Source organism: Natrinema caseinilyticum, assembly GCF_024227435.1.
GTDB lineage: Archaea > Halobacteriota > Halobacteria > Halobacteriales > Natrialbaceae > Natrinema > Natrinema caseinilyticum.
Window position 1 is genome coordinate 2745324 of the sequence record NZ_CP100445.1, and the last position, 13785, is coordinate 2759108.

General features: G+C 64.2%; 12 protein-coding genes. 7 read left to right on the forward strand and 5 right to left on the reverse strand.

Features of this window, described 5'->3' with window-relative positions:
* The first annotated feature begins 14 nt into the window (after positions 1–14).
* The 6 genes from NJT13_RS13440 to NJT13_RS13465 all read left to right on the forward strand — a co-directional run bounded on the left by NJT13_RS13440 (position 15) and on the right by NJT13_RS13465 (position 7717).
* A complete protein-coding gene (locus NJT13_RS13440; protein WP_254522152.1) occupies positions 15–1307 on the forward strand; it encodes an MFS transporter in 1293 nt (430 codons plus the stop codon).
* A 166-nt stretch (positions 1308–1473) separates the two neighbouring features.
* The gene (locus tag NJT13_RS13445) at positions 1474–2967 is read left to right on the forward strand and encodes a molybdopterin-dependent oxidoreductase (RefSeq protein ID WP_254522154.1); all 1494 of its coding nucleotides are present in this window, start codon (positions 1474–1476) and stop codon (positions 2965–2967) included.
* A 226-nt stretch (positions 2968–3193) separates the two neighbouring features.
* The gene (locus tag NJT13_RS13450; RefSeq protein WP_254522156.1) at positions 3194–4612 is read left to right on the forward strand and encodes an ABC transporter substrate-binding protein; all 1419 of its coding nucleotides are present in this window, start codon (positions 3194–3196) and stop codon (positions 4610–4612) included.
* A 150-nt stretch (positions 4613–4762) separates the two neighbouring features.
* A complete protein-coding gene (locus tag NJT13_RS13455) occupies positions 4763–5716 on the forward strand; it encodes a carbohydrate ABC transporter permease (RefSeq protein WP_425499758.1) in 954 nt (317 codons plus the stop codon).
* Entirely contained in the window at positions 5713–6585 is an 873-nt protein-coding gene (locus tag NJT13_RS13460; RefSeq protein ID WP_254522159.1) for a carbohydrate ABC transporter permease, read from the forward strand. The genes NJT13_RS13455 and NJT13_RS13460 overlap by 4 nt, the downstream gene beginning before the upstream one ends.
* Positions 6586–6631: 46 nt before the next feature.
* The gene (locus NJT13_RS13465) at positions 6632–7717 is read left to right on the forward strand and encodes an ABC transporter ATP-binding protein (RefSeq protein WP_254522160.1); all 1086 of its coding nucleotides are present in this window, start codon (positions 6632–6634) and stop codon (positions 7715–7717) included.
* 16 nt (positions 7718–7733) lie between these two features.
* On the opposite strand, the gene NJT13_RS13470 is transcribed toward NJT13_RS13465, so the two are convergent.
* The 4 genes from NJT13_RS13470 to NJT13_RS13485 all read right to left on the reverse strand — a co-directional run bounded on the left by NJT13_RS13470 (position 7734) and on the right by NJT13_RS13485 (position 11459).
* Positions 7734–8309: an RDD family protein gene (locus tag NJT13_RS13470; RefSeq protein WP_254522161.1), complete on the reverse strand. Its 576-nt coding sequence runs from the start codon at positions 8307–8309 to the stop codon at positions 7734–7736.
* 95 nt (positions 8310–8404) lie between these two features.
* Positions 8405–8686 (reverse strand): hypothetical protein, encoded by a 282-nt coding sequence (locus NJT13_RS13475; RefSeq protein WP_254522162.1) that lies wholly within the window; start codon positions 8684–8686, stop codon positions 8405–8407.
* A 143-nt stretch (positions 8687–8829) separates the two neighbouring features.
* The gene (locus NJT13_RS13480; protein WP_254522164.1) at positions 8830–10080 is read right to left on the reverse strand and encodes an acyl-CoA dehydrogenase family protein; all 1251 of its coding nucleotides are present in this window, start codon (positions 10078–10080) and stop codon (positions 8830–8832) included.
* 230 nt (positions 10081–10310) lie between these two features.
* On the reverse strand, positions 10311–11459 hold the full coding sequence (locus NJT13_RS13485; RefSeq protein WP_254522165.1) for a thiolase family protein: 1149 nt from the start codon (positions 11457–11459) through the stop codon (positions 10311–10313).
* 161 nt (positions 11460–11620) lie between these two features.
* Here NJT13_RS13485 and NJT13_RS13490 point away from each other — a divergent pair, with 161 nt between their 5' ends.
* Entirely contained in the window at positions 11621–12406 is a 786-nt protein-coding gene (locus tag NJT13_RS13490) for an SDR family NAD(P)-dependent oxidoreductase (RefSeq protein WP_254522166.1), read from the forward strand.
* A 149-nt stretch (positions 12407–12555) separates the two neighbouring features.
* On the opposite strand, the gene NJT13_RS13495 is transcribed toward NJT13_RS13490, so the two are convergent.
* On the reverse strand, positions 12556–13776 hold the full coding sequence (locus NJT13_RS13495; RefSeq protein WP_254522168.1) for an acyl-CoA dehydrogenase family protein: 1221 nt from the start codon (positions 13774–13776) through the stop codon (positions 12556–12558).
* Positions 13777–13785: the final 9 nt, after the last annotated feature.

The window sequence follows — 13785 nt, forward strand, 5'->3', positions numbered from 1 at the left end:
GCCGGCCGGAGCCGATGACTGACGAGTCGTCCTACTCGTCGTCGGAGATCAGGACGATCGCCCTCGCGGTCATCGCCGGCGTCTTCTTCGGCGGCGTCGCGACGGGGGTCGCGTTCCCGACGCTGCCGCTGCTCGACGAGAAGCTCGTGATTAGTGCGATCATGCTGTCCGTGATCCTCTCGGCAAACCGCATCGCGCGGCTGTTCGTCAACACGCCGGCGGGGACGGTCATCGATCGCGTGGGCGCGCGAAAACCGATGATATTCGGGCTGTTCACGCAAGCGCTGGCTCCCTTCGGCTACATCGTGGGCCTGTACACACCTCCGGCCGAACTCGGGACCGTCCCACTGCTCGGCGGCGTCTCTCTGCCCGGTGTCGTCTTCGTCCTCTCCCGACTGTTCTGGGGTATCGGGAGCGCCTTCGTCTTCCTCGGCGCATTCGCGACGATCACGCACGTCACGACGGCCGACAACCGCGGCCGGTGGGTCGGGTACATGCGCGGCGGCCAGTCGCTCGGCTTTCCGACCGGACTCGTCGTCGGCGGTCTCCTGACGGACGTCGCCAGCATGGAAGCGGCGTTTCTCGTCGCGGGCGGTCTCGCGTTGCTCGCCGGTATCGTCGCGACGCTCGTCCTGCCGAACGTCCACGCCGGCGCTGAGGGACGATCCGCGAGTCTCCGCGAGGTCCCGTCGCTGCTCGCCGGCAACCCCGCCGTCGTCCTGGTCGGCTACGGAAACTTCGCGGTGCGATTCCTGTGGGGCGGCATTCTCCTCACGACGCTCGCCCGATACGCACACGATTTCGGCCTCGAGCTGTCGGCGCTCGATGCCGCCGGCATCAGCGGAATGGTCATGGGCCTCGGCGTTCTCACGTCGGGATCGATGACGATCGCGACCGGCAGGGTGTCGGATCTGGTCAGCGACCGGACGCTGCTGACCATTCCGGCGTTTCTGTCGATGGGTGCCGGCTTTCTGGTCATCGCGTACGTTCCGACGATCGAGGCGCTCCTCGGCGCGATCGTCCTCCTCGGGGCCGGGATGGGCGCGGCCGCACCAGCGCTGCTCGCGATCGTGGGCGATCTCACGCCCGGCGACGAACTCGGACGAATGGGCGGTGCGTACCAGGTCATGGGTGACATCGGGCTCAGTCTCGGCCCGCTGGTCGCGATTCCGGCCGTCGACAGCTGGTTCGGGTATCGATCGACGTACATTCTCTGTGCCGCACTCGTCTTGAGCTGTCTGACTATCGTGTCGGTCCCGCTGCTTCGCAACCCCGAGGTCTCGAGAACCGGCGTCAAAGCGGACTAGCGGTCGGCTTCGACGAGCCGATTTCACGGCGGCCGACTCGAGCCGTCCGGCACCAGTTCTCTGGGTTCGCTTTACCGATTCGAGCGGGCACTCTCGTCGGTGTACTCGGTCCGCCCTGGTGGCGGTCGCGAAGCTTTCATATCCGCTCGGCCGTCATTGCTATATAATGTCTCCCACATTAGATCGCGCGCGCCCGCTGCTCCCCTCGGTCGGCGTGGCGCTCGCTGCGGGACTCGCCGCCGTGGGGGGGTCGTACCTGGCCGTCGGCCGACGGCCGGCTTTCGTCGTGACGCCGGTGGATCGAGTCGTCCTCGCAGTCAGCCCCGACGCGCTCGTTGCCTTCGCGATCACCGAACTCGGATCGCTCGGCCACCAGTTGGCACTCGTAACAGCACTCGCACTGACGTGCGTCCTCTTCGGCCTGGCGGCCCTTCCCGGCGTGCTGGCCTCGCAAGGTGGCAGGCCCGCCGTCGGCGTGGTCACCGGGGTGGTCCTCCCGGGTGCCGTCGCGTTCGGGCTGACCGGCTCGTCGGTATCGAGCGTCGGCACCGCCGCTGGGACGGGACTCGTCGTGCTGGTAACGGCCGGGACGGCCGGACTCGGCGCCGGCGAGGACGCCTCCCCCCGCTCGTTCGGTCGGCGGCGCGTTCTCGGCGCCGTCGGGTCGGCGATCGGTGTGAGCGCGCTCGGGCTCTTCGTCCGCGGATCCGGTGACGGGTCCTCACAGCCCGGTCTCGACGTCCCCGAGGACGCCCGGCCCGAGGTTCGACAGCTGCTCACGCAGGCCAAAAACAGGTCGCTCGCCGTCGACGGACTCGAGCCGTTGGTCAGCACGGACTTCTACGAGGTCGACATCAACAACATCGACCCCGACGTCGACCGCGAAACGTGGACCCTCTCTCTCACGGGGGCCGTCGAGGAGGAAGCGGAGTACGACTTCGCGGACATCGAAGCGATGGACCGCGGGGACCGGTTCGTGACGCTGCGCTGCGTCGGTGATCAGCTCAACGGCCGGCAGATGGATACCGCCCTCTGGAGCGGCGTTCCCGTCGCGGCGCTCCTCGAAGCGGCGAACCCCGACGGCGATCGAGTCGTCCTGCACGGGGCCGACGGCTACTACAACGAGTTTCCGCTCGAGGCGCTGCGGCCCGGGCTGTTGGCCTACCGAATGAACGGTCGGCCGCTGCCGCGGGCCCACGGCGCGCCGCTGCGCGCCCTGGTTCCGGGCCACTGGGGTGAGATCAACGTGAAGTGGCTCACCGAGATCGAGGTTCGCGACGAAGACACCAGAGGCTACTGGGAGTACCGCGGCTGGCACGGCACCGGCCCGGTTCACACCGTGGCAAAGCTCTGGCAGGTCAATCACCTCGGAAGCGGCCGGATCGAGGTGGCCGGTCACGCCTACGCCGGGACCAGGGCCATCGAGACCGTCGAGGTCTCGACCGACGGCGGCGACACCTGGACCGAAGCGGAACTGTCCGACCCCCTCCCGGGTGAGGACGTCTGGCGACAGTGGCGCCACGAGTACGGGGCCGCCGGGACGCACGAGGTGATCGTTCGAGCGCGCGACGGGAACGGCACCCTCCAGTTCCCCGACGAGGACGGTCCGAAGCCAGACGGCGCTACCGGTTGGGTTTCCCAAACTGTCAGGCCGCGGTGAGATCCGGGCGGCTCGGCGAGGGACCGTCGTCCGTACTGTCCCCGTTCGTCATCGGAGGCGATCCCCGTTTCCGCGCGTCGGATTCGACGCCAGCTACGGAAATACCAACTGATGATGTATCAATTGTATAAAAACTGGGAACAACTATTGAAACAGTTTCTAAAAAACGTGATGTTTATATGGTTGTAGCAGGACGCTAGCATTGCACAAGCGAGATTGAGAATAGATGACACGCGACAATATCAACAGGCGACGGGTGCTTTCGGCAGCCGGTACAGGAATCGCTGCAGCCGCAGCAGGCTGCTTAGGTGGCGGTGGAGGTAACAATAGCAACGAGGTCCACTTCATCACGGACTACTACAACGGTGCTTGGGAACAGTTGTGGGGCGAGTTGGAGTCGGAGTACGAGGGCGACAACGACGTCAAACTGAATATCGAAGAGGCTGGGATGTCCGGTTCCCAGGAGAGTCGCCTCGCCCAGTTGATTCAGGCGGGCAACCCGCCGGACGCAAACACCTCCACGTTCGACCAGGTGGCCGACATCTGGTCGACCGGCCAGCTCGAGACCGTCAACGACGTCGTCTCGTCGATAGAGGAGGTGAACGGGGAACTGCAGCCCCAAGGGGCGTTCCTCGGTGAAGGGGATAACCTCTTCCAGATCCCGCATGGTAGTTACGTTTCGAACTTCCAGTACCGACAGGACGTCTACGATGATCTCGGTCTGTCGGAACCGGAGACATTCCAGGATATCCTCGACAACGCCAAGGCCATCGACGAGTCGGACGAACACGACGCCCGCGGGTACGGGCTCGCAGGAAAGAAGACCGGCAAGAGCCAGGACGAGTACCTGGTCCTGGCGGCGAGCGCGGGCATCCCTCCCCTCGGCATCCGCTGGAAGGACCCGAGTGCGAAAGAAGAGTTCGAGATTCACTTCCCCGAGGAGGAGGTGACGACGGTACTGCAGTTCTGTAAAGACATCTCCCAGTACTCGCCCGACCCGACCAGCATCGGCTGGGCGGAGTCGCTCGGCGGGTGGGCGCAGGGCCAGTACGCTCAGCAGTACCACCTCAACGCCTGGCCGGTCGGCGTCGCGGCACAAACGGCCGAGGCCCAGGACAGCGACGCCCTGCGCGGGCTGGCCAAGGCCACGCAGGTCATGGCGTATCCGACCTGGAGCGAGATCAGTGCGGACGAGAACTGGTTGTCCGCCCCGACCCCCGACGGCTATCACATCTTCTCGAGAGGCGGGAACGTGGATCAAGCCAAGGAGTGGTTCAAGTGGGTCTACGGCAACAGCTTGGAGCAAACCGCGAGCTTCTACGAGACGGATCCGGGCCGGTTCCTGCCGATCTACGCCGACGTACTCGACTCCGACGCGTTCAAGAACACGGACATCATGAAGGCCCACCCCCACCTGTACGAGAAGCTCAAGAAAACCCAGGACGAGATCCTCGGCAACCACTACGGCAGCGTCGACGCGGCCAACACCTCCTCGCCCATAGCGCTGTACATGGCGCGACAGTGGTTCTACGGCGAGATGATCAACCGCGTGGTCACCGACTCGATGTCCATCCAGGAAACCTACGAGTGGGGCCGCAGCGAACTCGAGAAGGCCTTCTCGGACGCTCAGGAACAGTTCGGATAATCGACCGCAGATTTATTGCCGATTCATTTGACACGTCCGGCGCAAAACGAATCATATACTGCCAACCGTGAGATTAACATACATGGGTGCAGAGAATCGCATACGGACGACCATGAGAATAACGGACACGGATACAGAGGTAACCTAACTATGGCTAGTGAAACTGGAGAATCGGTTCGACCCCAACGGGCATACATCCCGTGGGACGATTTGCCCGTGAATCGGGAGACCGTCGCCGGGTTTGGGACCGTTCTTCCGGTCATCGTACTGTACTTACTCATTGCGGTGCTCCCGGTCGCCTTCGCGTTCTGGGCATCGTTACACGACATTCACACGCTCAATCCCGTGTGGGAGTGGGCTGGTATCGATAACTACGCACAGGTCCTGGAGATTTCCATGTTCTGGGGCTCGCTGTGGCGGGGTATCGTTTACATGGTCGGTAGCACGCTCATCCAACTCGCTGTGGGCCTCTGGATGGCGCTCGTACTTAACCGCATCACCCGCGGCCAGAAGCTGCTCACCGCGGTGGTCTTCACCGCGTACCTGATCCCGACGATCATCGTCTCGCTGATCGCGCTTCGGGTGTTCGACCCGCAGGGGGGCGTGTTCCAGATGCTCGGTGCTGAGTGGTTCAGCCTGTGGGACGCCAACCAGGCACCGCTGGGATCGCAGACGTGGGCCATGCCGCTGCTGATCCTCATCGGCACGTGGAAGTTCTCCGTCTTCATCACCATCTTCACGCTCGCGCAGCTCCGCGCTATTCCGAACCGGTTCTACGAGGCGGCGAAGGTGTGCGGAGCGAACCGGTGGCAGATGTTCCGGGATATCACGCTGCCGCGTCTCACGGGAATTATCCTGGTCGTCGTCCTGCTCCGGTCGATCTTCATGTTCAACAAGTTCGACATCATCTGGCAGCTTACGCGGGGCGGCCCCGGTAACGCCACGACCACGCTTCCCGTACTCGCCTACAAGACCGTCTACACCGATCAGGCGTACGGACTCGCAAACGCAATCTCCGTCGTCATGTTCCTCTTCCTGCTCGTCGGGGCGATCGGCTACTTCCTGGTGTTCAATCCGAGCGAAGAGGTGGAAACGACAGCATGAGTCAAAGCGAACCACCGGGAGGCCTGTTTGGCCTCTCATACGACCGCGAAAGTGAGCTCTTCGAAACGTTGAAGCTCGTCAGCACCGGCATAATCGTTCTCATCGGCGTCTGGCCGATCTACTGGATGACCCAACTCGCGTTCACCGAGTACGAGGTCGTCGAACGGACCGTCTCCGTCTTTCCCACGCCTGAGCTATTCACGTTCAGCAACTTCGCGATCCTGACGGAGCCGAAGATGTACACCTACATCTTCAACACGACCGTGGTGGCCATCGGCACCATCATCACGGTCGTCGTCGTCTCGCTGGTCGCCGGATACGGTCTCGCGCGCCTGGAGTTCCCGCAGAAGGAAAACTTCGCGCGGATCCTCCTGATCGGGTACCTCTTCAGCCCCATCGTCATCGGCATTCCGCTCTATCAGATCTGGCGAACCCTCGGGCTGCTCGGCGCCCGCGTCGGACTCATCATCGCACTGTCGGCCATCTCGATGCCCTTCGCGGTGTGGCTGATGTGGAAGTACATCATGACGATTCCGGAGGCCCACGAGGAGGCCGCGTGGGTCGACGGTGCCTCGCGCTGGCGTGGCTTCCGCGACGTCGTCGTTCCCCAGTGCCGACCGGCGATCATCGCCGCGGCCCTGTTCGCCTTCGCGATCGCCTGGAACGACTTCACGTTCGCGGAGATTCTCCTCCCAGCGACCGACACCACGACGTTCGCCCCCGGCGTCCTCCGGGAGATGGGGCAGTCTCAGTTCCTGCCGGACGCCTACCTGATGGCGGTGTCGCTAGCCATGACGCTGCCGCCGCTGCTGTTCGCGTACTTCATGCAGAGCTACCTGCTGAAGGGCTTCCAGGTCAGAGCGCTCTGACGGTGCACCGAATTACAACTACCATCCACGATCAACACAACAACCCATGCCAGACATCAAGATTCAGAACCTGACTAAAATATACGAGGAATCGGGCAACGACATCGTCGCAGTGGACGACGTAGACCTGACCATCGGCGACGGCGAGTTCGTGACCTTGGTCGGCCCATCCGGCTGCGGCAAGACCACGACGCTGCGGTGCGTCGCGGGGCTGAACAAGCCGACGAGCGGCACGATATCCTTCGGCGATCGGGAGGTGACGGACAAGCCGGTCCAGGAGCGCAACATCGCGTTGCTCTTCCAGGACATCGCGCTGTACCCGCACATGAGCGTCCAGGAGAACATGGCGTACGGCCTCAAGATCGCCGGGTTCTCTCGAGAAGAGCGCATCGCTCGCGTCGAGGAGGCCGCGGAGTTACTCCAGATTACGGACCAACTCGAGAAGATGCCCTCGGAGCTCTCCGGCGGGCAACAACAGCGCGTCGCGCTCGGCCGGTCGCTCGTGCGCGACCCGGAAGTCTTCCTGTTCGACGAGCCGATGTCGGACTTAGACGCCAAGCTCAAGGCCGAACTGCGGCCGGTCATCGAGAAGGTGACCGACGAGATCGGCTGTCCGACGCTGTACGTGACCCACGATCAGGAGGAGGCGATGACCATGTCGGATCGCGTTGCGGTCATCAACGACGGCGAACTCGAGCAGGTCGCCCCGCCGAAGGAGATTTACGACGAACCCGGCTCCAGGTTCGTCAGCCAGTTCATCGGCCAGCCGTCGACGCAGTTCTTCGAGGGCAACATCGGGGCGGTCAACGGGACCGCCGAGTTGGCCGTCGGCGACTACGAGTACGATCTCGATCGCGACGGCCTCGAGGGGTGGGACGGCGACGACGTGCACGTCGGTCTCCGGCCGCAGTACATCTCCGTCAACGACGATCCGGGTGCCGGCATCCCGGCGACGCACCTGCTGGACGAGCCCCTGGGCGATGCGACTCACAGCTTCTTCGAGACCGAGTTCGGCGAGGTCGTCGTCGTCACCGACCCGGACTTCGAGGGCGGCGGCGAGGAGTATGGGCTCGTCTTCCAGACCGACTACATCCAGTTGTTCGACTCCAACTCCGGCGTCCGCATCGCCTAAGTCCCCTCTCAGCCCGTTAGTTCTCGTCGTTTCCGCCCGCCCGAGCGCCAGCACTCGTGTTCATGCCGGCCGAGACCGCTTCGTCGCGGTTCGTCGGCGCCCTCGAGCGAACGACGACCGTCCCGGCGACGTGGTCGCCGAGGCGACGGCCGTCCGTCGCGAGGGCCGCCACGAAGCCGATCACGAGCGGCGGAACGCCGAGCAGATCGACGTACAGAAAGAGGTTCCGCACGGCGCTGGCGCGGTAGGTACACGGGCGACCGTCCGCCATGACGACCAGCAGGCCGCGATTGACCATCCCCGGCGTTCGGCCGTAGCGCCACTCGAAGACGAACGAGTACGTCGCGTAGATCGGCAGGAGCACGAGCAGTGAGAGGACGACGACGTACTCCCCGAGCGCCTCGTAGGTTTCGCCGAAGAGCACGCTCGAAACGTAGATCAACGGGAATTCGATCAGGACGTAACAGACGAACAGGTCGATCGTCGCCGCACCGCCACGGGAGAGCAGAACGTCGAAATCGCTCGCGGTCTCCAGTACCGGTGCCGGTTGTTTTCGACTCGGGAGAAACCCGTCTAGCTTCCAGTCGATCACGGTATTACCGCCCCGCCGTTCATACTGTGGCTATATGCCAGGGCGTACAAAGTACCTCCCCCTCTGTCGCCGGTGGACGTCGGCGACAGCCACGGTCACTCCATGCTGACGTCCGTTCGAAGCGTCGCGAGGAAGTAGACCAGCAGGAAGAGGGTGATCCCGCCGAACACCTGCGCGTCGATCGACAGGTATCCGTCCATCCGAAGCAGCATGACGGTCGTTACCGCGAGCACGATGATGGAACCAGCGGTCCGCCACCGTTCGCGGACCTTCTCGACGACAATCGCCGTCGAGGATTTCTCCACCGCATCCGACGCTTCTCGGATTTTTTCCAGACCACCGTCCTTCGAGCCCCGCCGCATCGTGTCTCCGCTCATCTGTAACGGGTAATCCTGTTCCGGAGGTAAATAGCTATGGGTGTCAGTGACAGGCATCGAAACCCGATCGGCCGGCGGTCGAAAAGACGTGCGTGCGACGCGGCTCTTTCGTCCCCACCGCGGGGACGGGCGCGGTCGAAGCGTTACTCTTCGAGGGCGTCGATCCGCAGGTCCTCGTCGAACTGCAGGGTGTTCTCGATTTCGGTCTCGTCGACGTCCTCGAAGGCCCAGCGAGCGATCGAACGGCGGTGGACCTCGTCGGCCCCGTCGACGATGCGGAACGCGCGGACGGCCTCGTAGAAGTGTGCGATCGGCAGGTCCTTGCCGATCCCGTTGCCACCACAGCACTGCAGGGCGAGGTCGATGGTGTCGTTGGTGACGTTCGCGGTGAACATCTTCGACATCGCGACCTCGATGCGGGCGTCGCTGCGGTCGAGTTCGCGCGCGGCGTGGCGAACCATCGTTCGCGCGGCGTGCAGGCGCGTCTCGGCGTCGGCGATGCGGTGGCGCAACGCCTGCTTGTCCTCGAGTTTCGAGCCGAAGGCCTCGCGCTCCTGCAGGTAGGCCTTCGCGATGTCGAGCGACCGCTCGGCCATCCCGGAGTAGCGCATGCAGTGGGTGAGTCGGCCGCCGCCGAGTCGCAGCTGAGCGATGCGGAACCCTGCCCCTTCTTCGCCGATCGTGTTCTCGACGGGGACGCGGACGTTGTCGAACTTCACTTCGGCGTGGCCGCCCTCGCGTTCGGTGATCCCGTGGCCGCCCAGGTGGGGGATGTTCCGCTGAACTTCGACCCCATCGGCGTCACGCGGGACGAGGATGATCGAGGTGCCCTCGTAGGGATGGGCGTCCAGATCGGTACGGACCATCGCCAGGTAGAAGTCGGCGCCCAGCCCGTCGGAGGTCCACCACTTGTGGCCGTTGATGACCCACTCGTCGCCGTCCTTGACGGCGGTACTCTGGAGCATCTTGGGGTCGGAGCCGGCACCGACCTTGGGTTCGGTCATCGCGAAGGCCGAGGAGATCTCCCCCTGTACGAGCGGGCGGAGGTACTCCTCTCTCTGCTCTTCGGTTCCGGCGAACTCGAGCGTGTGCATGTTCCCCTCCTGTGGGGCGTTCGCTCGAATTGCGAGTGCACCGATGAGCGAGCGGCCGACCTGTTCGAAGGACGGAAGCATGTCGCTGAAATCCAGCCCCTGGCCGCCGTACTCCTCGGGCACCTGCGGCGCGAACAGATCTCGCTCCTTGGACATGTCCCACATGTCCTCGATTTCGTCCATCGAGATGGTCTCTCCCGTGGCGAGCGCCTCGCGCTCGCGCGGGATGACGACTTCGTCCATGAAGTCCGCTACGCGATCCGCAACCTCCTTCGCTTTCTCGGAGTCGTGGTACTCCATATCACGTCTAATCGTATACAGCATTGTAAAGATATAGGTAAGAGATTTCGTAAATTGGCAACCGGTCGAGAAAAAAGGAATCTCGGACCCATCGTCCCTTCGGATCGCGGTCTCGAGCGCCGGTCGTCGTCTCACCCATCACATCTCTGAATCGCGGTGACGACCGGATCGCCGCGGCCCGTGGCGACCGACACCCTCGAGTCAGTCGGGCGTCGGTTCGCGTCGGCCGCTCAGACTCGCTCTATGATCGTCGCGACGCCCTGTCCGAAGCCGATGCACATCGTCGACAGCGCGGTGTCCTGGCCGGTGCGCTCGAGTTCGTGGGCGAGTTTCGTCAGCAACATCGCGCCGGTCGCTCCCAGCGGGTGTCCGTGGGCGATCGCGCCGCCGTTGACGTTGACGTCTTCCCACGACGCGCCGGTCTCCTCGAGCCAGGCGCCGACGACCGACGCGAACGCCTCGTTGACCTCGAACAGGTCGATGTCGCCGACCGTCATATCGGCCTTCTCGAGTACCTGTTCGGTCGCCGGGATCGGTCCGCGCAACATCGTGATCGGGTCGACGCCGACGACTTCGGTCTGGACGATACGGGCCATCGGTTCCCAGCCGTGTTCTTCGGCGGCCTCCTCGCTCGCGATCAACAGCGCAGCCGAACCGTCGACGATCCCCGACGAGTTGCCGGGGTGATGGAAGCCCTCGCCCTCCTCGCGGAACGACAGCGGCAGTTCGGAGAGCGTCTCGACGTCGGTACCGGGGCGAGGGTGTTCGTCCTGTTCGACGACGACCTCCTCGCCGTCGAGTTCGGTTTCGACGGGCGTGATCTGATCGTCGTAGCGACCCTCGTCCCAGGCCTCCTTCCAGCGACGCTGGGAGTCGGCGGCGATCTCGTCGAGTTCCGTCCGCGTGAGGCCGTAGTTCTCGGCGATGCGCTCGGCGCCTTCGCCCTGCGTGGTCAATTCGTCGAAGTACTCGAAGTACGTGTCCGTCGGCTTGTCCCCGTCCGACCCCATCGGAACCCGCGTCATGTGCTCGACCCCACCCGCGATCAGGACGTCGTGCTGGTCTGCCATGACGTTCGCCGCTGCGAAATTGGCCGCCTGTTGGCCCGAGCCACACATCCGGTTGAGCTGGACGCCCGGGACGACGTCTCCCCAGCCGGCGACCATCGGCGCGAGCCGCGCGATGTTGAGGCCCTGCTCGTCGACCGGCGTCACGCAGCCGTAGATGACGTCCTCGATCGTTTCGGGCTCGAACCCGTTGCGCTCTCGAAGCGCCTCGAGCGGTTCTGCGGCCAGATCTTGCGGATGCGTGTCGCGGAACGAGCCGTCTCGCTTCCCGAACGGCGTTCTGACGGCGTCGACGATGACTGCTGAGTTCATGACGTACACGTGGGTATGTTATCATCGATCATAGAAGTTGTGCATGGACTCGTGATGGTTCCCGTCAGCGTCCGTCCGGCGCCGTCCGACTCGTCGACGGTCGTGGCCGATGCTATCTCCCCGCAACGATTAAGTCAAATAACGAAGTATTCCATCGGGAGATGGATTTTGGTATCCAGGACAGGACTGCCGTGGTCACTGGCGGTGCCGGACGTATCGGAAGCGCTGACTGTCGCATTCTCGCGAACGAGGGCGCGAACGTCGTCGTGCTCGACGTCGACGCCGACGGTGCTCGGGAAATCGCGGACGAAATCGACGAGACCGCCGACGCCGGCGAGGCGATGGCCCTCGAGTGCGACCTCACCGACCGGGACGACGTCGCCGACTCGATGGACGAGGTTCGCGACGCGTTCGGCGGCGTCGACATCCTGGTCAACAACGCCGCGATGGTCGACGCGCGGTCGCGACTCGCCGACTACGACGACGACGTCTGGAACCGGGACGTCGAGATCAACCTGACGGGGACCTACAACATCAGCGCGGAGGTGTTTCCACGGATGTGCGACCGCGGCTGGGGTCGGATCGTGAACATGTCCTCGATGGCCGGCTGGTACGGCGGCTTCGGGCAGATTTCGTACTCCGCGACGAAGGCGGCCATGATCGGCGTCGGCCGCACGATGGCCCTCGAGGGGGCCCAGTCGGGGGTCACCTCGAACGTCATCGCCCCGAACATCGTCGTCGGGGCGTGGTCGGAGATGGGCCCCGAGGAGCTTCGAGAAGACGTCGACGAGTACTTCGCCCGGATCGCGGAGGCGACCCCGATGCGCCACCTCGGGACGGAAGAAGACGTCGCCAACATGGTCGCGTACCTCTGCTCCGAGCAGGCCTCCTACGTGACCGGACAGATCGTCGGCGTCACCGGCGGCATCGACCTGTTTAGCTTCTGAACCGACCGTTCACTCCGCACTCTCCCCTGCCGGTCGTTCGTCCGGAAAATTGTCGATCGAACGCACCGGAAGACGTTCCTGCTCGCTCGGCCGACGGCCTCGTTCGCGGCTTGGCCACTCCGTCGAGCGGGACTCGGGCAGTCGCTCGATCAGTCCATGATGCCCATCGTTTTGGCGATGGTGTTGAGCTGAATCTCGTCCGTTCCCTCAACGATCCGCAGGATACGCGCCTGGTGGACGAGGTCCATGTACGGATTCTCCTCGGCGAGCCCGTTCGCCCCGTGGACCTGCACGGCGGCGTCGGCGACCTCCCAGAGGACGTTCGTGGCGTACCACTTCAGCACCGACGAATCCATGATCGTCCGCTCGTCCTGGGCCACCTTCCAGGCGAGTTTCAGGCCGGCCGCATCGGCCGCGTAGGTCTTCGCACGCCCCTGTGCGAGCTTCGCGGAGACCTGTTGGAAGTTCCCGATCGTCCGTCCGAAGGCCTCGCGCTCGGTGACGTACTCGCTCGCCTTCTCGAGTAAGTACTCCGAGTAGCCGACCGCCTCGGCTCCCAACTCGAGGCGACCGAGCGAGAGGAACTCCATCGCGGCGTAGAACGCGTCGTCGACCTCCCCGAGGACGCGACTGTCGGGGACGCGGACGTCGTCGAGAATAATTTCGGCCTGTGACCCCTCGGCACCGACGGCGTTGTTGTACGATCCCAGTTCGTATTCGTCGCGCTCGACGATGAAACAGGTGATCCCGCCGTAGCGGCCGACTTCCTCCTGGGGCGTCGTCCGGGCGAACAACTGGACGAAATCCGCGTACGGGGCGTTGGTGATCCACTGCTTCCGACCGTTGATCACCCACTCGTCACCGTCCCGTTCGGCGGTCGTCTCCATGTTGGGCGAGTCGGATCCGTATCCGGGCTCCGTTTGACCGAACGCGGTCGACTTCTCCGCCCTGACGGTCGGCTCGAGGTACCGTTCTCGCTGGTCGCCCTCGGCCTGCAACAGGAGGGGTTTCGGCCCTTCGGGGCCGGCGAGGACGTACCGCTCCAGGCCGCCGCCGTGGGACGCGAGGTGTTTCTTCGCGCGATACCAGGCGACCGGTGAGATCCCGTCCCCGCCCGCGTCTTCGGGCAAATTCATCGCGTAGAAGCCGGCCTCGGCCGACTTCCGACGAATTTCTTCGCGCGCCTCGAGTACTTCGTCGGTGATGCGGCCGTTCTCGTGGCGGCCTTTTCTGGGGTTCGTGTACGTGTCGCCGAGGTCCGCGACGATCGGCTCGACCTCGCGCTCGATGAAGTCGTCCAGGCTGTCGAGGATGAGTCGCGTTTCCTCGTCGGTGGCAAAGCTGACGCCGCTCGTGGTGTCTGCTCCCATAGTGATATA

Bases quoted from the DNA above. Each gene is read 5' to 3' on its own strand.
- NJT13_RS13440 (WP_254522152.1), top strand. From the start codon at position 15: ATGACTGACGAGTCGTCCTACTCGTCGTCGGAGATCAGGACGATCGCC.
- NJT13_RS13445 (WP_254522154.1), top strand. From the start codon at position 1,474: ATGTCTCCCACATTAGATCGCGCGCGCCCGCTGCTCCCCTCGGTCGGC.
- NJT13_RS13450 (WP_254522156.1), top strand. From the start codon at position 3,194: ATGACACGCGACAATATCAACAGGCGACGGGTGCTTTCGGCAGCCGGT.
- NJT13_RS13455 (WP_425499758.1), top strand. From the start codon at position 4,763: ATGGCTAGTGAAACTGGAGAATCGGTTCGACCCCAACGGGCATACATC.
- NJT13_RS13460 (WP_254522159.1), top strand. From the start codon at position 5,713: ATGAGTCAAAGCGAACCACCGGGAGGCCTGTTTGGCCTCTCATACGAC.
- NJT13_RS13465 (WP_254522160.1), top strand. From the start codon at position 6,632: ATGCCAGACATCAAGATTCAGAACCTGACTAAAATATACGAGGAATCG.
- NJT13_RS13475 (WP_254522162.1), bottom strand. From the start codon at position 8,686: ATGAGCGGAGACACGATGCGGCGGGGCTCGAAGGACGGTGGTCTGGAA.
- NJT13_RS13480 (WP_254522164.1), bottom strand. From the start codon at position 10,080: ATGGAGTACCACGACTCCGAGAAAGCGAAGGAGGTTGCGGATCGCGTA.
- NJT13_RS13485 (WP_254522165.1), bottom strand. From the start codon at position 11,459: ATGAACTCAGCAGTCATCGTCGACGCCGTCAGAACGCCGTTCGGGAAG.
- NJT13_RS13490 (WP_254522166.1), top strand. From the start codon at position 11,621: ATGGATTTTGGTATCCAGGACAGGACTGCCGTGGTCACTGGCGGTGCC.
- NJT13_RS13495 (WP_254522168.1), bottom strand. From the start codon at position 13,776: ATGGGAGCAGACACCACGAGCGGCGTCAGCTTTGCCACCGACGAGGAA.